This window comes from Streptomyces sp. NPDC056144, from assembly GCF_042264145.1.
Taxonomy (GTDB): Bacteria; Actinomycetota; Actinomycetes; order Streptomycetales; family Streptomycetaceae; genus Streptomyces.
Genome location: NZ_JBHJVF010000001.1, coordinates 895,643 through 913,995 on the forward strand (window position 1 = coordinate 895,643; position 18,353 = coordinate 913,995).

Genomic DNA, 18,353 nt, shown 5'->3' on the forward strand with positions numbered 1-18,353 from the left:
CCGGGCGGGGGGCGCCGCGCGGGCCGCGCCGCGGCCGGCGCCGGCCGCCCCCCGGCCCCCCCCGGCCCGCCACGCGCGCCCCACCGCCCGACTCCCGGGCCCCCCCCCCCGGTCCGCGCGCCCGCCCCCGCGGCCCCGGGCCCCCCACCCGCGGGGCCCCGCGACGGCGAAGTACGTGATGGGCGCGTGTACGCCCGGACGGTCGGCGGAAGGGATCAGCCCATGGACACCCCCACCAGGGCCGACGGCGCCCGCTGCCTGGTCACCGGCGCCAGCGGCTACATCGGCGGCCGCCTCGTGCCCGAGCTCCTCGACGCCGGGTACCGCGTGCGCTGCCTGGCCCGCCGACCGGACAAACTCCACGACTTCCCCTGGGCCGACCGGGTGGAGATCGCCCAGGGAGACGTCACCGACGCCGAGAGCCTCCGTGAGGCGCTCACCGGCGTCGACGTCGCCTACTACCTCGTCCACTCCATGAGCTCGACCGCCCGCTTCGAGGACACGGACCGCCGCGCCGCCCGCGCCTTCGCCGCCGAGGCCCGCTCCGCGGACGTCCGGCGCATCGTCTACCTCGGCGGTCTGGTCCCGGAGGGCGTACCCGAGAGCGAGCTGTCGCCGCACCTGCGCTCCCGTACCGAGGTCGGCCGCATCCTCCTCGACTCGGGCGTCCCCACCGCCGTCCTGCGCGCCGCCGTCGTCATCGGCTCCGGATCGGCCTCCTTCGAGATGCTCCGCTACCTGACGGAACGGCTGCCCGTCATGGTCACGCCCAGCTGGGTCGGCACCCGCGTCCAGCCCATCGCCGTCCGTGACGTGCTGCGGTACCTGGTGGGCAGTGCGGACCTGCCCTCGGACGTGAACCGCACCTTCGACGTCGGCGGCCCCGACGTGCTCACGTACCGGCAGATGATGGTGCGGTACGCCGAGGTCGCCGGGCTCCGCAAGCGCCTCATCGTCTCCGTACCGGTGCTCACCCCGCGCCTGTCCAGCCATTGGATCGGCCTCGTCACCCCCGTGCCCGCCTCCCTGGCCCGGCCCCTCACCGAGTCGCTGCGGCACGAGGTGGTCTGCGCCGAGCGCGACATCACCCGGTACGTCCCCGACGTCCCCGGCCGGCCCATTCCGTTCGCCGAGGCCCTCCGGCTCGCCCTCCGCCGCGTCCGGGAGGCCCGGGTCACCACCCGCTGGTCCACCGCCTCGCCGCCCGGCGCGCCCAGCGACCCGCTCCCGACCGACCCGGACTGGGCCGGCGGCAGCCTGTACACGGACAAGCGCTCCCGCGCCGTCGACGCGAGCCCCGAGGCGCTGTGGCGGGTCATCGAGGGGGTGGGAGGCGAGAACGGCTGGTACTCCTTCCCGCTGGCCTGGGCCGTACGCGGGTGGGCCGACCGGCTCGTCGGGGGAGTGGGGCTGCGGCGCGGGCGCCGGGACGCGGAGCATCTGCGGGTCGGAGACGCCCTGGACTTCTGGCGCGTGGAGGCGATCGACCGGGGACGCCTGCTGCGCCTGAGGGCGGAGATGCGCCTGCCGGGACTGGCCTGGCTGGAGATGTCGGTGGACCAGGACGAGCGGGGCCGTACGTGGTACCGGCAGCGGGCCCTGTTCCATCCCCGGGGCCTGGCCGGACAGGCGTACTGGTGGGGCGTGACGCCCTTCCACGCCGTGGTCTTCGGCGGCATGGCGCGGAACATCGCCCGGAGCGCCGAGTCGGAGAGCGGACGGGCGGGCGGCGCGGCGCCGGATCGCCGCTGAACCGGGGTCGCCCGCGTGCATCCGGCGCGCCCGGCCGGGGGGAACCCCATGCGGGAGTCGCGTACACCGAGCGGCCCCGACCCGAGTAGTCCCGAGCAGCCCTGACCAGCCCCGAGCGGCCCCGAGCAAAGAGAGCGCGATGACCGTCTCCGTCGTTCTGTACACCTCCGACCTCCGGGTCCACGACCACCCGCCGCTCAGGGCGGCGGCCCGGGCGGCGGACGGTGTGGTGCCGGTGTTCGTCCGCGACCCGGCCGTCGACCGGGCGGGATTCGGGGCACCCAACCGGCTGGCCTTCCTCGCGGACTGCCTGGAGGACCTCGACCGGTCCCTCAAGGACCGGGGCGGCCGCCTCGTCGTGTTGGAGGGGGACACCGTCACCGAGGTACTGGCCCTGGTGCGGCAGGTGGATGCCGACGAGGTCCACATGGCCGCCGGTGTGACGGCCTTCGCACAGCGGCGGGAGGCACGTCTCCGGGCGGCCCTGGAGGCCGACGGCTGCCGCCTGTACGTCCACGACGGCGTCGTGACCGTCGTCCCGCCTGGCGACGTCCTCCCGCAGGGCAAGGACCACTTCGCCGTCTTCACGCCCTACCACCGGCGCTGGGCCGCCGAGCCCGTACGGGTTCCCTTCGTCGCCCCGAGGGCGCTGCGCGTGCCGCCGGGCGTACGCTCCGCGCCCGTCCCCCGCCGTTCCGCCGTCGCCGACGTGTCGCCCGCCCTCCCCGTGGGAGGCGAGAGCGAGGCCCGGAAGCGGCTCGGCGAGTGGCTGGACGGTCACCTCGACGCGTACGAGGACCGCCACGACGACCTGGCGGGCGACGCCACCTCCCGCCTCTCGCCGTACCTCCACTTCGGCACCCTGTCCGCCACCGAGGCCGTGCACCGGGCGGCCAAGCGGGGCGGGGCGGGCGCCGACGCGTTCGTACGGCAGCTGTGCTGGCGGGACTTCCACCACCAGCTGCTTGCCGCGCGCCCCGGGGCGGCCGCCGCCGACTACCGCTCCCGGCCCGGGAGCTGGCGGACGGGCCCGGACGCCGAGGCGGACCTCGCGGCCTGGCGCGAGGGGCGCACCGGCTACCCCCTCGTCGACGCCGCCATGCGCCAACTGGCCCACGAGGGATGGATGCACAACCGGGGCAGGCTCATCACGGCCTCCTTCCTGACGAAGACGCTGTGCGTCGACTGGCGCGAAGGGGCGCGCCACTTCCTCGGGCTCCTCGTGGACGGCGACATCGCGAACAACCAGCTCAACTGGCAGTGGGTGGCCGGGACCGGCACGGACACCCGCCCCAACCGGGTCCTCAACCCCGTCACCCAGGCCAAGCGGTACGACCCCGACGGCGCCTACGTCCGGCGCTGGGTGCCGGAACTGGCCGGCCTCGACGGCCCCGCCGTCCACGAGCCCTGGCGGCTCACGGGGCTCGACCGGGCGGCCCTCGACTACCCGGACCCGCTGATCGAGCTCTCCGAGGGCCTGGCGCGCTTCCGGCAGCGGAGGGGACTCGACTGACGGGGGTGTGCTGGTCCATGTGGTCGGCGTGGCCGGCGGTCAAACGATGCGCAACCGATGCGGGTGGCGGCGGGAAGCGTGTGGGGTGGAGCGTGAGCCCCATGACCGCACACCGGCCGACCACGGACCCCGCCATCGACGACCGCATCGCACGGGGCCTGGTGGACGGCGACGAGCGCAGCCTGGCCGACGCCTACCGCCGCTGGGGGCACCTGGTCCACGGCCTGGCGGCCCGCGCCCTCGGCGACCCCGGGGAGGCGGAGGACGTCACCCAGCAGGTCTTCGTGGCGGCCTGGCGGGGCCGGGCCACGTTCCGCCCGGAGCGGGGCACCCTGCCCAGCTGGCTCACCGGCATCACCCGTCGCAAGATCGCCGACGCCCTGACCGCCCGCACCCGCAGGACCGCGCTCGCGGCGACCCTCGGCGCCTGCCTGGAACACGAGGACCGCGCGGAGGAGACCTCCGACCGGATTCTCGACCGCGTCCTCGTCACCGACGAACTCGCGCGGCTGCCCCGCCCGCAGCGCGACGTCCTGGAACTCGCCTACTTCGCCGACCTGACCCAGCCCCAGATCGCCGACCGCACCGGCCTCCCGCTCGGCACGGTCAAGAGCCACGCGCGGCGGGGCCTCCTGAGCATGCGCCGCAGCCTCGAACTCGCCGCGGCCTTCAGCTGATTCGGGCGTCGGCGCGGTCGTCCGACTCCTCGTGCAGCCGGGAGACCGTCCCGAGCGCCTCCCGCAGCCCGCCCGGGGGCGTCCGGACGAGCCGGCCGGGGCCCGCCGGCAGGACCAGGGGCGCGGTGCGCGCGCCCCGGACGCCGAAGGCCGTGTCCGCGACGTGCCGCGCGAGCGCGTGGTGGGCGGTGGAGCGGGACGGGGACCACAGGACGACGGCGGCGGGCCCGGACCGGCGCACGGCCGAGTCGAGGGCCTAGGCGGGCACAGCGGCGCCGAACAACCGTGTCGGCAGGCCCTGTTCGGCTCCACCTCGACGTAACGGTCCCCGGACGACTCCCGCTTCCGGCCCACGGCGTGCAGGGTCGGCGCCATGACCTGCTCCCACGTGGTCACGAGACCGTGCGCGGCCAGGGCCGTGGCGAGGGCGGCGTCCATGCGGGGCCCGTCGATGCGCACGGCGGCCCGGGCGAGACCGACGGACTCCTTCCGGGCACCGTCTCGCGGGCAGCCCGCGCCACCCGCGCCGCCCCGGCGGGCAGCCCGCCCGCGGCCGTCGTGAGCCGGCGCATCTCCTCCAGAGCGGCGAGATCGGCGTCGCTCCATCGCCGGTGCCGCCCCTCCGTGCGAAGGGGGCGGGACCGATCCCGTACCGCCGCTCCCAGGAGCGCACGGTGGTGGGGGAGACGCCAGGTCACGGAGCCCGTGGTGATGCCGTGCGCGGTGTCGTCCATGCCCCCACCGTACGCGTACGATGCGCAAACGATGCGAATCGGTGCGTTTCGCCCGGGCCGAGTGAACGGAGAACAACCGTGATTGTCGGAGTCCTCAGAGAGGCACGGGCGGGTGAGCACCGGGTCTCCGCCACTCCCGCGACCGTCGAACAGATCCGCAAACTGGGGTACGAGGTCGTCGTCGACTCCGGCGCGGGCGACGCGGCCGGGTTCCCCGACAGCGCCTACGAGACCGCCGGAGCGACCGTCGGCGACGCGGCCCGCGCGGACGTGGTGCTCGGCGTCAACGCGCCGCCCCCGGAACGGCTGGACGGGGTACGGCCGGAGGCGACGGTGATCGCCCTGTTCGCTCCGGCCTTCGACCCGGCGATGGTCGAGGAGTTGGGCCGGCGGCCGTTCACGGCGCTGTCGATGGACGCGGTGCCGCGCATCAGCCGGGCGCAGTCCATGGACGTCCTGTCGTCGATGGCGAACATCGCGGGCTACCGGGCCGTGGTGGAGGCCGCGCACGAGTTCGGGCGGTTCTTCACCGGACAGGTGACGGCGGCCGGCAAGGTGCCCCCGGCGAAGGTGCTCGTCGCGGGCGCCGGTGTCGCCGGTCTCGCCGCGATCGGCACGGCGGGCTCGCTCGGCGCGATCGTCCGGGCGACCGACCCGCGCCCCGAAGTGGCGGACCAGGTCCGCTCGCTGGGCGGCGAGTACCTGGCGATCGAGTCCCCCGAGGCGGAGGCCTCGAAGACCGGTTACGCCAAGGAGATGGGCGACGCGTACAAGGCGCGGGAGGCCGAGCTGTACGCGGCGCAGTGCCGCGAGGCCGACATCGTCATCACCACGGCCCTGATCCCGGGCCGCCCCGCCCCGACGCTCATCACCGCCGAGATGGTCGCGAGCATGCGGCCGGGCTCGGTGATCGTCGACATGGCCGCCGTCAACGGCGGCAACGTCGTCGGCACCGTGAAGGGCGAGAAGACCGTCACGGACAACGGCGTGACGATCCTCGGCTACACGGACCTCGCGGGCCGTCTCCCGGCGCAGGCCTCGCAGCTCTACGGGACGAACCTCGTCAACCTGCTGAAGCTCATGACCCCGGCCAAGGACGGCACCCTGGTCCTGGACTGGGACGACCCGGTGCAGCGCTCGATCACCGTCGTCCGCGCGGGCGAGTCGGCCTGGCCGCCCCCGCCGGTCCAGGTCTCGGCGGCCCCCGCCCCGGCCGCCCCCGCCGCGGCGGCCGAGCCGGCCGCGCCGGTCGCGAAGAAGCCGGTGACGGCGAGGCGGAGGTTCGGCGGCGTGGCCCTGGCCGCGCTGCTGCTGTTCCTCGCCGCGGGCTTCGCCCCGGCGGCGCTGCTGCCGCACCTCACGGTCTTCGTCCTCGCCATCGTGATCGGCTACTACGTCATCGGCCACGTCCACCACGCCCTGCACACGCCGCTGATGTCGGTGACGAACGCGATCTCCGGAATCATCGTCGTCGGCGCGCTGCTCCAGATCGGGCAGGGGAGCACGGCGGTCACGGTGCTCTCGGCCGTGGCGATCCTGCTGGCCAGTATCAACGTCTTCGGCGGCTTCGCGGTGACGCGTCGCATGCTCGCCATGTTCAACAGGAGCTGACATGACCGCGACCCTCGCCGCACAGGCGGCCTACCTCGTCGCCGCGCTGCTCTTCATCCTGGCGCTCGCCGGACTCTCCAAGCACGAGTCGGCGCGCCTCGGCAACGCCTTCGGCATGCTCGGCATGGGCGTCGCGCTCGTCGCGACGGTCGTTCTCGCCCTCGACGGCGACGTCACCACGGCGGGCCTGGGCCTGATGGTCCTCGCGATGCTCGTCGGCGGTCTGATCGGCCTCCGGCGCGCCCGCGGGGTCGAGATGACCGGCATGCCCGAACTCATCGCGCTGCTGCACTCCTTCGTCGGTCTCGCCGCCGTCCTGGTCAGCTGGAACGGCTACCTCGACGTCGAGCACGACCCGCGGGGACACGAGGCCCTGGCCCTGGACGCGCTCGGCACCCTCGGCATCCACCACGCCGAGGTGTTCATCGGCGTGTTCATCGGCGCCGTCACCTTCACCGGCTCGATCGTCGCCTACCTCAAGCTCTCCGCGAGGATGAGCTCCAAGCCGCTGACGCTGCCGGGCAAGAACGTCCTCAACCTCGGCGCGCTCGCCCTGTTCGTCGTCCTGACCGTGTGGTTCGTGATCACGCCCGAGGCGTGGCTGCTGATCGCCGTCACCGTCCTCGCGCTCGCGCTCGGCTGGCACCTGGTCGCCTCGATCGGCGGCGGCGATATGCCCGTCGTCGTCTCCATGCTCAACAGCTACTCGGGCTGGGCGGCGGCCGCCTCCGGCTTCCTGCTCGGCAACGACCTCCTGATCATCACGGGCGCCCTCGTCGGCTCCTCCGGCGCCTACCTCTCGTACATCATGTGCAAGGCGATGAACCGGTCGTTCGTCTCCGTCATCGCGGGCGGCTTCGGCATCGAGGCACCCTCGGGCACGGACGTCGACTACGGCGAGTACAGCGAGATCACCGCCGAGAACGCGGCCGAACTCCTCTCCGCCGCGAGCTCCGTGGTCATCACCCCCGGCTACGGCATGGCCGTCGCCCAGGCGCAGTACCCGGTGGCGGAACTCACCTCGAAGCTGCGCGCCAAGGGGGTCGACGTACGGTTCGGCATCCACCCGGTCGCGGGCCGTCTTCCCGGGCACATGAACGTGCTGCTCGCCGAGGCCAAGGTGCCGTACGACATCGTCCTCGAAATGGACGAGATCAACGAGGACTTCGCCGACACCGACGTCGTCCTCGTCATCGGCGCCAACGACACGGTCAACCCGGCCGGGGCCGAGGACCCGTCCAGCCCCCTCGCCGGCATGCCGGTCCTCACGGTCTGGGAGGCGAACAAGGTCATCGTCTTCAAGCGCTCGATGGCCTCCGGCTACGCGGGCGTCCAGAACCCGCTCTTCTTCCGCGACAACACGGCGATGCTCTTCGGCGACGCCAAGGCACGGGTCGAGGACATCGTCGGCGCGCTCTGACCCGCGCCCCTGGGTCACTCCACCACGGTGCTGCGGCGTTCCAGGAGGAGGACGTCCCGCCAGACGCCGTGGTGGCGGCCGATCCGCTCGCGGACGCCGATGGCCCGGAAACCGGCCCGCGCGTGGACGGCCAGGCTGGCGGCGTTCTCGGGGAAGATCCCGGACTGGATCGTCCAGATCCCCGCCGCCTCGGTCGACTCCACGAGCGCCGCCAGGAGCCGGCCCGCGACGCCCCGGCCCCGGGCGTCGGGGTGGACGTAGACGGAGTGCTCGACCACCCCGGCGTACGCGCACCGGTCCGAGACCGCGCTCGCCGCGACCCACCCGAGCACCCGGCCTTCGTCGTCGCTGCCGTCGACGGCGACGAAGCGGTGCGCGAGCAGCCTGGCCCGGTCGAAGACGGCCCACTCGGGAGCCACGGTCTCGAACGTCGCGTTGCCCTCGTCGATCCCCGCCTGGTAGATGCCGAGCACCTGCGCGGCATGGTCGGGCCGGAGCGGCTCGATCCGTACGGTGTTCACGCCCATCGGCCGATCGTATGTGGTCAAGGAGGCCGCGAAGAGGTTTCGGCGCCGCCGCCGGAGACAGGATGGAGACCGTGACCACTCAAGGACGATCAGCCGCGGCGGAAGCGTGGCGCGGAGGGCCCCTGACCCTGGGCGCCGAGGAGGAGTACCTGCTCGTCGACCCGGCCACCGGCGAACTCCGGCCGGAGGCGCAGAAGGTGGTGGCCGAGGCCGCCGCCGAGCTGGGGGAGCGGGTCACCACGGAGATCACCGCCTACCAGGTCGAGGCGCGCACCGACCCCCACACCAGCCTGGCGGCCTTCGCCGAGCAGGTCCGTTCCCTGCGCGCGGCCGTCGTACGCGCCGCCGCCCGGCACGGTCTCGGCGTCGTCTCCAGCGGTACGCCCGTCCTGCCGCAGCCCAGTCCGGTCGCCGTCACCGACGGCCCCCGGTACGCGCGGAGCGTGGCGATGTTCGGCGCCCTGGACGACGAACAGACCATCTGCGCCTGCCACGTCCACATCGGTGTCCCCGACGTGGAACTCGCCCTGATGGTCAGCAACCACCTCCGCGGCCGACTCCCGCAGCTGATCGCGCTCTCCGCCAACTCGCCGTTCTGGCAGGGGCGGGACACCGGATACGCGAGCTGGCGCACCCTGGCCTGGGCCCGGTGGCCCGCGGCCGGCCCGCCGCCGCACTTCGCGTCGGCGGCGGACTTCGGCGCGCTCGTCGAGGACCTGACGGTCACCGGGACCATCATGGACCGCGCCGCGCTGTACTGGGACATCCGCCCCTCCGCCCACGTGCCCACCCTGGAGATCCGGGTGTTCGACGCCGTCCCCACCGTCGCGGACACCGTGCTGCTCGCCGCCGTCACCCGGGCCCTCGTCGCCACCGCCCTCGCGGACATCGAGGCGGGCCGGCCCGCCCTCCGCCCGTCCCAGGGCCTGCTGCGGGCCGCCTGCTGGCGCGCCGCGCGCGACGGCCTGACGGGAGACGCCGTGGACCTGCGCACCCGGCGCCTCGTGCCGGCGACCACCCTCGTCGACCGGATGCTCGACGACCTCCGGCCGGCCCTCCTGAGCCACGGCGACCTGGACGAGGTCACCGCCGGCTGGTCCCGCCTGCGCACCCTCGGCACCGGCGCCGAACGCCAGCGCGCGGCCCACCGCCGCCGGGGCAGCCTCCCGGACGTCTCGGAGTCGCAGCGGAGAGCCGTCACCACCCCGTACGAGCACGGCGCCGGCTGAGGTCGCGGAGTCCGTCACCCCGTACGGATCAGCACGCGGACGAGCCGCCCGACGTGCGCCCGGGACTCCGGTCCCGCGTCGGGCGAGCCGGTCATGAGGAGGTGGTGCAGCGTCCCGACGAGCGCGAGCGCCACCGTCTCCACGTCCAGGGGCACGGCGACCCTGCCGAGCTCCTGCTCCGCCCGCAGGTAGCGGCCGATGGCGTCCTGGATCGCGGTGAACCCCGGGGCGCCGCCCGCCCAGGCCTCGCGGACGCGCTGCGCGGCCGCCGGCCGGGTCACCGCGAGGCCGACGAGCCCCGGGTCCAGGGACAGCACCGCCGAGGCCACGTCCGTGAGGTTCTCCTCGACGGAACCGGTGCCCGCACGGGAGGGCAGGTCCTCCGAGAGTCCGGCGGCCTCGGCGAACCGGTGGAGGACCAGGTCCGCGACGAACTCGTCGAGCCCGGCGAAGTGCGTGTGCAGGACCCCCTTGGAGCAGCCCGCCTCCTCGGTGACGGCCCGGCTCGTCAGCGCCGCGGCCCCGTCCCGGGCGAGGACGCGTTCCGCCGCCTCGAACAACCGCTCCCGCAGGCCTTCGATGGCGACTCCGCGCGGTGACATCACGTTCCTCCTGGGCAAAGGCGTTGCCAGTATGGGCGAGCGCCCATACTGTTTGGGCGTTCGCCCATTCTAGGGCTCCCGCCACTCCGCCGGAGGTCGATCCGCATGCACGACACCGCCAACACCGCGCAGGCACAGGCGTGGAACGGGTACGAAGGCACGCACTGGGCCGCCCACCACGACCGCTGGAACGCGATCAATGCCGGTTTCGACGAGCCGCTGCTCGCGGCCGCGTCGATCCGCCCCGAGGACCACGTCCTCGACATCGGCTGCGGGGCGGGCGCGACCACGCGGCTCGCCGCCCGCGCGGCGGTACGAGGTCACGCCACCGGCCTCGACCTCTCCGGCCCCATGGTCGAGCGGGCCCGGGCGGTCGCCGCCGAGGAGGGCCTCACCAACCTCTCCTTCACCCAAGGCGACGCCCAGGTCCATGCCCTGCCCCCGGCCGCGTTCGACGTCGCGCTGAGCCGTTTCGGCGTCATGTTCTTCGCCGACCCCGTCGCCGCGTTCGCGAACATCGCCTCGGCGCTGTGCCCGGGCGGGCGCGTCGCCTTCCTGTGCGCGGCGGAGCCCGAAGGGAACGCGTGGCTGTCCGCGCTGACGGCGCTCGGGGACATCCTGCCGATCGGCGGCCTCGGGACGCCCGGCGGCCCGGGCATGTTCTCCCTCGCCGACCCCGCCACCGCGACCGGCCTGCTCCGCGCGGCGGGCCTGCGGGACGTGCGGGCCGCACACGTCGAGGCGTACGGGAACTGGGGCCGCACCGCCGAGGAGGCCGCGGACTTCCTCCTCGACTCCGGCCCCGGCCGCCACCTCCTCGCCGCCGTCGACCCCGCCACCCGGGCCGAAGCGCGCCACCGCCTGACCGAGGGCCTCGGCGCGCACGAGTCCGACGGCGCGATCCGCCTCCGCAGCACCGGCCGGCTCCTCACGGCCACCCGCGCCGCCTGAGTCCGGCGGGCCGCCCGAGTCCGGGGGAGTTCACGCGTACGTCAGTCCGGTCCGCTCCAGTCGAACGGGAAGTACTTGCTCGACTTCCCGCTGCGGTCCCAGGAGAACCCGAAGGCGTCGGCGCGGTCGACGGTGGCCCGACCCCATGTGGCGACCTGGCCCGGGCCCACCTCGGCGCCCGGGGCGTTCAGAACCTGGACGCGGGCACCGTCCGGGGTGGTCGGGCCGGTGAGGGCCTCGGCCTCCGCCGTGACGAGGCCCGGGATCTCGGCCCGCCAGGAGCCGAGGTCCTCGTCGATCTCCACGTGGATCGGGACGACGTCCATGCCCCGCATCTCGGGGTGGAACATCGCGCCGAACTCCGCCGGCCAGCCACCCGCCTCGCCGCCGAAGACGGTGCCGAGCGCGGCCCGCTGCTCCTCGTCGGCCCGCTCGTCCAGGAAGACCGCCGCGTACGGCTCGGTGTGCGTTCCGGCCCAGGGGCTGCCGGTGAACGAGCCGAGCATCAGGACGTTCAGGCCGTCGAGCCGTACGTCTCCGAAGGTGCCCTCACGGATGTGCCAGACCAGGACGCCATTGCAGTCGCCGTAGGTCGGGGGCTGCGCGAACGTGCACGGACACGGGATCGCGCACTTGCACACATCGAACCAGTCGCCGGCCAGGTGCCAGCGCGTGCCGGTCGTGGCCTGCTGTGTCATCTCGCTTCCTCCAGCCGGGCTCCATGAGCCCCCTCGGGAAACGGTCCTCCTTCCAGCTTGCACCTCGGATCACATGCCGTCCATGGAGGGAGCGGAGCCGTCGAGGCCCGGCAGCATCCAGTCCTGGAACGGGACGAGGGCCGCGAGGACGAGGAAGGCGACGCCCACGACACGGCCGAGGAGGACGCCCCGGGGCGACAGCTTCTCCACGAAGATCACCAGGGCCAGTCCGGCCATCGCCGCCACGTTCATCACGCCGAGCGGGACGAAGACGAGCATCAGCCCGGCGCAGCAGCCGACGCAGTACAGACCGTGGTGCACGCCCACCCGCAGGTCCCGGGCCGGCCGCCGGAAGCCGGCGTAGCGCACCAGGTGACTCAGCGGGTCGCGGCAGTGCCGCAGGCAGACGTTCTTGAGGGGGCCGAGCTGGTACAGCCCGGCGAGCAGGAACGAGACCGCGCCGATCCAGCGGCCGGCGGTGGGATGCTCGGCCACCAGGTCGCCGGTGAGGGCGAGGGCCGCGTAGGCGAGCAGCCCGAAGGCGGTCCACACGAGCAGGTACCCGCAGACGAACTCGGCCGTGCGGACGGTCCGGGTCCAGCCGGAGGACCGCCGCCCGATGCCCCGGACCCAGCTGAGGGCCACCGGTGCCATCGACGGCAGCATCATGGCCGCCATCATCGTCACCCAGAGCAGCAGGAACAGCGGCAGGGCCATCCCCATCGTGCCGGGCTCGACCCCCATGTCCCGGGCCTGCCCGATGGTCAGCACCCAGGCCGGTACGGCGACCAGCACGACGAGCGCCCACGCCGCGGCGAGACTCCGCGTGGACCGCAGCCCCCCGCCGGCCCCGGTCGGAGCGGCGGACCGGGCGGGTACGAAGGCGGAGATCCGGCTGCGACGCATCGGCGTGCCTTCCTGCGGCTCCTTCCAGCACAGCACACGTCCACGGCGGCCGCGACAACGGCGACGGGACCCCGCCCCCGGCAGGGGCGAGGTCCCGTCGAGGGCACCTGGTCGGATCAGGCCGTCGGATCAGGCCGTCAGGTCACTCCGTCAGCTCGCTCCGTCGCTCACTCCGCCGACAGGCGCGGCGTGCGCGGCGGCTCCGTGCGGCGGGTGCCGGTGGTCTCGAAGGCCGCCGCGAGGGTCAGCAGGGCGTTGTCGTCGTACGCGCGGCCCGCGAAGGTCAGTCCGACGGGCATGCCCGTGTCCGTCATCGTGCCCATGGGCACGGTCACGGTGGGGATGCCGAGGTGGCGGGGGACCAGGTTGCCGTTGGCGACCCAGACGCCGTTGCGCCAGCCCAGGTCGGCGGAGGCCGTGTTGACATCCATGTCGGCCGGGCCGATGTCGGCGACCGCGGGGAAGACCACGGCGTCGAGGCCGAGGCCGTCCATCCACTGCTCCAGGTCGACGCGGCGCGTCTCCTCCAGGCCGCGCAGGCCCTCCTCCAGGAGCGGCATGTCGGCGAGGGAGGCGTACGGGCGCTCGCGGACGAAGCGGGGGTACTCGCCGATCGTGTCGTCGAAGCCCTCGTACCGGTCGGGGAGTTCGCCCTCCCACTTGGGGAAGATGCGGGCGCCGTCGACCTCGGTCAGCGTGGAGAGCGCCGGGTCGCCGTTGGCGCGCAGGAAGTCGTCCCAGGCCCAGGCGGACAGGTCCTCGATCTCGAAGGTGAGGTACTCGCGGCTGACGAGGCCGCGGGTGAGGAGGGAGGGGGCGCCGGGGCGGTCGGCCTCGTAGTTGGTGACGACCGGGAAGTCGACCTCGACGACCTCGGCGCCGGCGGCCTCCAGGTCGCGGCGGGCGGCCTCCCACAGCGCGATCACGGAGGGGCGGGTCTCGACGGGCTGCCCGGTCTGGCCGCCGATGCCGCCGTCGGGGTTCGTGCCGGCCTCGGGGTCGGCGTTGATGTACATCCGGGGCACGCCGACGCGCTTCCCGGCGAGCGCGGCGGACGCGGCCTCGGCGTCGGCGGGCGCGAGGGCCGGGTAGGAGGCGGGGCGCACCTGGGAGGCGGCGGGCAGCTCCACCCACGGCTGGGCGCGCCACAGGTCGCCGCGCGGGTTCGGGTCGTCGGCGACGACCACGTCGAGCAGTTCGAGCAGGTCGGCCATGGTGCGGGTGTGCGGGACCACGACGTCCATGGTGGGGACGAGGGGCCAGTTGCCGCGCACCGAGATCACGCCGCGGCTGGGCGTGTAGGCGCACAGCGCGTTGTACGAGGCGGGGGCGCGCCCCGATGACCAGGTCTCCTCGCCGAGGCCGAAGGCGCCGAAGGACGCCGCCGTCGCCGTGCCGGAGCCGTTGGAGGAGCCGGAGCCGTAGGCGCTGGTGAGCCAGTCGGCGTTGTAGGGGCTCTCGGCGCGGCCGTACACGCCGCGCTGCATGCCGCCGTTGGCCATGGGCGGCATGTTGGTGAGGCCGATGAGGACGGCGCCGCCCGCGCGGAGCCGCTCGATGGCGAAGGCGTCGCGCTGGGCGACGAGGTGCTCGAACGCCGGGGAGCCGGAGGCGGCGGTGAGGCCCTCGGCGAGGTAGCTGTCCTTGGCGGTGTACGGGATGCCGTCCAGCGGGCCGAGCGTCTCGCCGCGGGCGCGGCGGGCGTCGGAGGCCTCCGCCTCGGCCCGGGCGCGCGGGTTCATCACGACCAGCGCGTTCAGGGCGGTGGGCGTGCCCGGCCGGTCGTACGCCTCGATCCGCGCGAGGTAGGCGTCGAGCAGCTCGACCGAGGTCGTCTCGCCCTTCTCCAGCGCCGCGCGCAGCTCGGCGACAGAGGTCTCCACTACATCGAATCCGCGCGTCATGCGGTCACTCCTGGATGGCGTCGTGCGAGATCGTCTAACTAGATTTTCAGTCTAGACCGAAAATCTAGATCAGCGGAATAGACTGAGCGGAACGAATCTCTCCGGAACCGAAAGCGAGCCGATGGCGACGTCACAGAGCGGGCGCGCGCTGCCCGACCGGAAGCGGCAGCGCAGCGGGGACGAGGCGCGGGAACGTGCCATGCGCGCCGCCGTCGGCGTCATCGCCGAGAAGGGCACGGCGGGCCTGCGGATGTCGGACATCGCGGCCCGGGCCGGTATGAGCACCGGCCACATCCTCTACCACTTCGGCAAGAAGGACCGGCTCCTCCTCGAAGTCCTCGCATGGAGCCAGGCGGACCTGTGGGCCCGCTTCCAGGAGGCCGCCGACCGGGCCGCGTCCCCCGCCGAGAAGCTGGACCTGTTCGTCCGCTTCTACCTGCCCCGCGACCAGGACGACGAACGCTACGCGCTGTGGTCGCAGGTCCTGCTCCAGAGCCACGACGAGGCCGGCCGTGACGTCCTCACCGAGCTCCTCGACGGCTGGGACGAGCGCCTGGAGGCCATCGTCCGGGAGGGCAGGGAGCGGGGCGACTTCGCCGACGTCGACCTCCCCGAGTTCACGATCAGGGCCGTGGCCATGCTGAGCGGGCTCGCCGAGGACGTGATGTTCGGACGCGCCCGCTGGCAGCAGACCTCTCCCCACGCCTTCGCCCTGGCCGCCCTCGAACGCGAGCTGCGGCCTTCGCCGTAGCGCCGCCGCCCCGCCCGCCTCAGGACAGACCCGGCAGCGACACGTCGAGAGCCGGTACGGGACGCGGCGCGCCCCCGGCGTCGACGGCGACGAACGTGAGGAACGCGGTGGCCACCTCGGCCGCCGGCCCGGAGCTGTTCCAGCGTTCGGCGGTGACGCGGACCCCGACGGTCATGGAGGTGCGCCCCACGCGTTCGAGTCCGGCCTCGACGCTCAGCAGGTCACCGGCCCGCACCGGGGCGAGGAAGGTCATCCGGTCGACGGAGACCGTGACGGCCTGCCCGCCGGCGTGGCGTCCGGCGGCGGCCGCGGCGGCGTCGTCGATGAGCTTCATCATCACGCCGCCGTGGATGGTGCCGTAGAGGTTGGTGTCGTGGTCGCTCATGATGTGGGCGAGGACGACCCGTGAGTCGTCCGGCGTCTTGGGCGTGCGGGCGGGGCTGGTGACGGTGGGGTCGACCACGTCGGCTCTCCTTCGATGCGCGGCGGCGCGGTCAGTGCCGGGCATTGAGGAAGCCGATGACCAGGGCGGTCCACCAGGCGGCCTGGGAGACGGCGGCCGTCGCGCCCCCGAGGAGCAGCGCGGCGGGCCGGAGTCCGGTGGTGCCGTCGGAGGGGGCGAGGCGGCCGGACGGGGCGAGGCGGCGGGACAGGGCGGTCGCGGCCAGCCCGTTCAGCGCGATGACCAGGACGGCGAGGAGCTTCACCCGGGTCAGGGGAGCGTCGAGGTCGGGGCCGAGGAACACGCCCGTGGCGACGAGCCCCGCCGTGCCCGCCCACACCGGCGGATGGAGGGTCGCGGCGACGCGGAGCACCTCCGGCAGCGTCCGCCGCCCCGTCAGCCACAGCAGGCCGTGGTAGTCGACGACGAGGACGGCTCCGAAGCCGATGACGAGGCACACGAGATGCCCGAAGAGGGCGGCGGTGTGCAGGGCCGGGCTGACCGAGACGTGCCCGGCCGCCCAGACGGCCCCGGCCCACAGCGCCACGCACGCGGCACCGGCCAGGGCGGTGGGTAGGGCGGTGGGGAGCCAGGCGACGGGGGGCCGGGCGACGGGCGGTCTGGGCGCGGGGGTCTCGTCCGGGCCCCCGGGAACGGGACCCTCCGCGAGGTCCGTGCGATCCGCCAGGTCGGCGTGACCGGAGGCGGAGGCGGGGGCGGGGCGTGGGTCGAGGACTGCGGGCATGGCGAATTCACCACTCTCCTCCGGGGAAATCCGCCCCGGCTTCGGCGAGTTCGCGACGACGTGAGTCTCTGGCTGCCGGGGAAGTCACTCCCCGGTCACAGTGGCGGGACCGCACCGGAATCGCACCGGTTTCCTCGTCCGTCATCGCTCGGGCGGCGCCATCCTGCCAGGCCGGGGAGGCGCCCGACAGGGGGTTCGCGTGTGAGAGCCGTCTCGTCTCGGTCACTCTCCGTAGGGTCGGGGGCCGTGGCCTCAGTCCACCGTGTCGAACACCAGCCCGCTGCTGCCCTCGCCCAGGCCGGGGCGCTTGCGGCGGCCGATCCAGGTGTGGGTCGAGCCGTCGGACCACCGGGCGTACTGCCACGCGCGGGTGATCTCCGCCCCGTCGCGGGGCACCTCCTCCTCGTGCAGCAGCAGGTCGGCGCCGGGCGTGAGCAGGGTGCCGAGCGGCACCGGGTCCGGGCCGCCGGTGGGGGAGGGGACCGTGCCGCGACGCAGTTGCTGACCGCCGCCTCGCGGGGCCTGCGGGATGAGGGGGAACCAGTGGGCGGGGACGGAGGAGGCGAGCCGGTAGCGGCCCGGCACGGGCTCGGGCACGGCGGCGGGCTCCTGCGCCCGGTGGACCCTACGTCCCGCGGCGCCCTCGACCGACTCCTCCAGGGCCCACGCCAGGTTCGCGCCCTCGTCCCTGAAGAGGCGTACGACCTCCAGCGGTTCGCCCTGGAGGGAGGCGGGCAGCGTCGGCGAGACCAGCAGCCGGTCCGCCCGTCCGCCGCCGGAGCCGCTGTGGCGGAACAGGCTCCAGTCCTGGCCGTCACCGGGGAGGTCCCCGGCCGCCCGGACCAGGGTGCGACGCCCGAAGCTGTCCGTCACCACCAGCGAGTCGACGCGGACGACGGAGCCGACCGGGGCCCGGAGCGGCATCAGGTACCAGTCGTTGCCGTAGACCACGGCGTACTCGACGAGCAGCAGGCGTGCCAGGTCGCGGCTCTCGGCGGTCAGCGAGCCGAGGTCGACCCGCGCGTCCTCGAACTCCCACCAGCGGGGCGCGGGGGCGCCGGCGAAGGAGGCCGGGGCGGGCAGCGAGGTGGTGACGACGGCGCCGCCCTCGCCGGGCGCCGGGTCCAGGTCGAAGGAGTACCAGTCGAGCCGGGCCCCGTCGTACTCGGGCGCGGTGAGTTCGGCCCCCGGGGCGGTGAGGGTGAAGCGGTACTCCATGCGCTCCGGACGCCAGTAGTCCGCCGCCTCGGCCGAGCCCCCGCCCGGCCCTTCGCCCCCGGGCCAGCACGTCGCGACATGCGCGAGCCAGGAGGACGCGAGCCGGGACAGGACGGGTACGTGGGCGGGCGAGGCCGGCAGCCAGGCCGGGACCGTGCCCCGGGCGAGGGCGGTGAGCACGGGCGCCAGGAGCGCGCCGTCGGGAACCCGGCGCCGGTGCAGGGCCAGCCAGCGCCCGCCGTCGGGGTCGAGGCCGCCGGTGTCCCGGGCGGTGAGCGGGCAGTGGGTGACGAACAGCCCGGCGTACGGGGCGAGTCCGGGCTCGGCGGCGAGGAGCCGCTGCCAGTGCCGTCCGCTGTCCACGGCCGCCCGCGGACCGGCGAGCCCCTCGCCCTTCTCCGCTTCGACGGCCGCCTCCAGCGGCCGGTCCGGACGGTACGGTTCCGGCGCGCCGCCCGGCGGCCTGCACGTGGCCAGCGGCGCGACCTTCGCCCGCAGCCGTACGGAGACGGGGCTGCCGGTGTCCTCGCCGGTGAACTCACCGAGCTGCCACTGGCGGGCGAGCAGCCACAACGGGTCGTGCACCTGGGCCTGGAGACCGCCGTCGAGGCCGTCGAGCCGGGCCCGCGGTTCCAGACGGGTCCAGGAGGTGATGGAGGGCATGAGGGGTATC

At 74.3% G+C, this 18,353-nt stretch carries 18 protein-coding genes and 1 riboswitch; of the genes, 8 read left to right on the forward strand and 10 right to left on the reverse strand.

Annotated features, from left to right (window positions below):
• Positions 1 to 222 precede the first annotated feature (222 nt).
• The 3 genes from ACFC0Z_RS03830 to ACFC0Z_RS03840 all read left to right on the forward strand — a co-directional run bounded on the left by ACFC0Z_RS03830 (position 223) and on the right by ACFC0Z_RS03840 (position 3,942).
• Positions 223 to 1,752, forward strand: a complete 1,530-nt coding sequence (locus ACFC0Z_RS03830; RefSeq protein WP_376432390.1) for an SDR family oxidoreductase — start codon at positions 223 to 225, stop codon at positions 1,750 to 1,752.
• Between the two features lie 139 nt (positions 1,753 to 1,891).
• Positions 1,892 to 3,265: a cryptochrome/photolyase family protein gene (locus tag ACFC0Z_RS03835; protein WP_376432392.1), complete on the forward strand. Its 1,374-nt coding sequence runs from the start codon at positions 1,892 to 1,894 to the stop codon at positions 3,263 to 3,265.
• A gap of 101 nt (positions 3,266 to 3,366) precedes the next feature.
• Positions 3,367 to 3,942, forward strand: a complete 576-nt coding sequence (locus tag ACFC0Z_RS03840; RefSeq protein ID WP_376432394.1) for a sigma-70 family RNA polymerase sigma factor — start codon at positions 3,367 to 3,369, stop codon at positions 3,940 to 3,942.
• On the opposite strand, the gene ACFC0Z_RS03845 is transcribed toward ACFC0Z_RS03840, so the two are convergent.
• Together ACFC0Z_RS03845 and ACFC0Z_RS03850 are read right to left on the reverse strand one after the other, a co-directional pair.
• Positions 3,935 to 4,183: a hypothetical protein gene (locus ACFC0Z_RS03845; protein WP_376432396.1), complete on the reverse strand. Its 249-nt coding sequence runs from the start codon at positions 4,181 to 4,183 to the stop codon at positions 3,935 to 3,937. The two genes, ACFC0Z_RS03840 and ACFC0Z_RS03845, sit on opposite strands and share 8 nt — an antisense overlap.
• 151 nt (positions 4,184 to 4,334) lie before the next feature.
• Entirely contained in the window at positions 4,335 to 4,676 is a 342-nt protein-coding gene (locus ACFC0Z_RS03850; protein ID WP_376432397.1) for a hypothetical protein, read from the reverse strand.
• A gap of 78 nt (positions 4,677 to 4,754) precedes the next feature.
• Here ACFC0Z_RS03850 and ACFC0Z_RS03855 point away from each other — a divergent pair, with 78 nt between their 5' ends.
• Together ACFC0Z_RS03855 and pntB are read left to right on the forward strand one after the other, a co-directional pair.
• Positions 4,755 to 6,287: a Re/Si-specific NAD(P)(+) transhydrogenase subunit alpha gene (locus tag ACFC0Z_RS03855; protein ID WP_376432399.1), complete on the forward strand. Its 1,533-nt coding sequence runs from the start codon at positions 4,755 to 4,757 to the stop codon at positions 6,285 to 6,287.
• 1 nt (position 6,288) lies between these two features.
• Entirely contained in the window at positions 6,289 to 7,707 is a 1,419-nt protein-coding gene (gene pntB, locus ACFC0Z_RS03860) for a Re/Si-specific NAD(P)(+) transhydrogenase subunit beta (RefSeq protein WP_376432401.1), read from the forward strand.
• A gap of 14 nt (positions 7,708 to 7,721) precedes the next feature.
• Here the strand turns inward: pntB and ACFC0Z_RS03865 are convergent, their stop codons facing one another.
• Complete coding sequence (locus ACFC0Z_RS03865; protein WP_376432403.1) at positions 7,722 to 8,234, reverse strand: GNAT family N-acetyltransferase; 513 nt, start codon at positions 8,232 to 8,234, stop codon at positions 7,722 to 7,724.
• A 62-nt stretch (positions 8,235 to 8,296) separates the two neighbouring features.
• On the opposite strand from ACFC0Z_RS03865, the gene ACFC0Z_RS03870 reads away from it, so the two are divergent.
• Positions 8,297 to 9,463, forward strand: a complete 1,167-nt coding sequence (locus tag ACFC0Z_RS03870; protein ID WP_376432405.1) for a glutamate--cysteine ligase — start codon at positions 8,297 to 8,299, stop codon at positions 9,461 to 9,463.
• Between the two features lie 14 nt (positions 9,464 to 9,477).
• On the opposite strand, the gene ACFC0Z_RS03875 is transcribed toward ACFC0Z_RS03870, so the two are convergent.
• Complete coding sequence (locus ACFC0Z_RS03875) at positions 9,478 to 10,065, reverse strand: TetR/AcrR family transcriptional regulator (protein WP_376432407.1); 588 nt, start codon at positions 10,063 to 10,065, stop codon at positions 9,478 to 9,480.
• Between the two features lie 105 nt (positions 10,066 to 10,170).
• Here ACFC0Z_RS03875 and ACFC0Z_RS03880 point away from each other — a divergent pair, with 105 nt between their 5' ends.
• Complete coding sequence (locus ACFC0Z_RS03880; protein ID WP_376432409.1) at positions 10,171 to 11,016, forward strand: class I SAM-dependent methyltransferase; 846 nt, start codon at positions 10,171 to 10,173, stop codon at positions 11,014 to 11,016.
• 41 nt (positions 11,017 to 11,057) lie between these two features.
• Here ACFC0Z_RS03880 and ACFC0Z_RS03885 read toward each other — a convergent pair whose 3' ends face one another.
• From ACFC0Z_RS03885 to ACFC0Z_RS03895, 3 genes are all read right to left on the reverse strand, one after another.
• Entirely contained in the window at positions 11,058 to 11,714 is a 657-nt protein-coding gene (locus tag ACFC0Z_RS03885) for a DUF1326 domain-containing protein (RefSeq protein ID WP_376432411.1), read from the reverse strand.
• A gap of 69 nt (positions 11,715 to 11,783) precedes the next feature.
• Positions 11,784 to 12,620, reverse strand: coding sequence for a DUF2182 domain-containing protein (locus tag ACFC0Z_RS03890; RefSeq protein WP_376432413.1), 837 nt, complete (start codon positions 12,618 to 12,620; stop codon positions 11,784 to 11,786).
• Between the two features lie 167 nt (positions 12,621 to 12,787).
• The gene (locus ACFC0Z_RS03895; protein WP_376432416.1) at positions 12,788 to 14,524 is read right to left on the reverse strand and encodes an amidase; all 1,737 of its coding nucleotides are present in this window, start codon (positions 14,522 to 14,524) and stop codon (positions 12,788 to 12,790) included.
• A gap of 121 nt (positions 14,525 to 14,645) precedes the next feature.
• On the opposite strand from ACFC0Z_RS03895, the gene ACFC0Z_RS03900 reads away from it, so the two are divergent.
• The gene (locus ACFC0Z_RS03900; RefSeq protein WP_376432418.1) at positions 14,646 to 15,275 is read left to right on the forward strand and encodes a TetR/AcrR family transcriptional regulator; all 630 of its coding nucleotides are present in this window, start codon (positions 14,646 to 14,648) and stop codon (positions 15,273 to 15,275) included.
• Positions 15,276 to 15,294: 19 nt separating this feature from the next.
• Here ACFC0Z_RS03900 and ACFC0Z_RS03905 read toward each other — a convergent pair whose 3' ends face one another.
• From ACFC0Z_RS03905 to ACFC0Z_RS03915, 3 genes are all read right to left on the reverse strand, one after another.
• Positions 15,295 to 15,738: an acyl-CoA thioesterase gene (locus ACFC0Z_RS03905; RefSeq protein WP_376432420.1), complete on the reverse strand. Its 444-nt coding sequence runs from the start codon at positions 15,736 to 15,738 to the stop codon at positions 15,295 to 15,297.
• Between the two features lie 31 nt (positions 15,739 to 15,769).
• On the reverse strand, positions 15,770 to 16,462 hold the full coding sequence (locus ACFC0Z_RS03910) for a hypothetical protein (RefSeq protein ID WP_376432423.1): 693 nt from the start codon (positions 16,460 to 16,462) through the stop codon (positions 15,770 to 15,772).
• A 39-nt stretch (positions 16,463 to 16,501) separates the two neighbouring features.
• A riboswitch (cobalamin riboswitch) is annotated at positions 16,502 to 16,640 on the reverse strand.
• 74 nt (positions 16,641 to 16,714) lie between these two features.
• Positions 16,715 to 18,343 (reverse strand): hypothetical protein, encoded by a 1,629-nt coding sequence (locus tag ACFC0Z_RS03915; RefSeq protein WP_376432426.1) that lies wholly within the window; start codon positions 18,341 to 18,343, stop codon positions 16,715 to 16,717.
• Between the last annotated feature and the right edge of the window lie 10 nt (positions 18,344 to 18,353).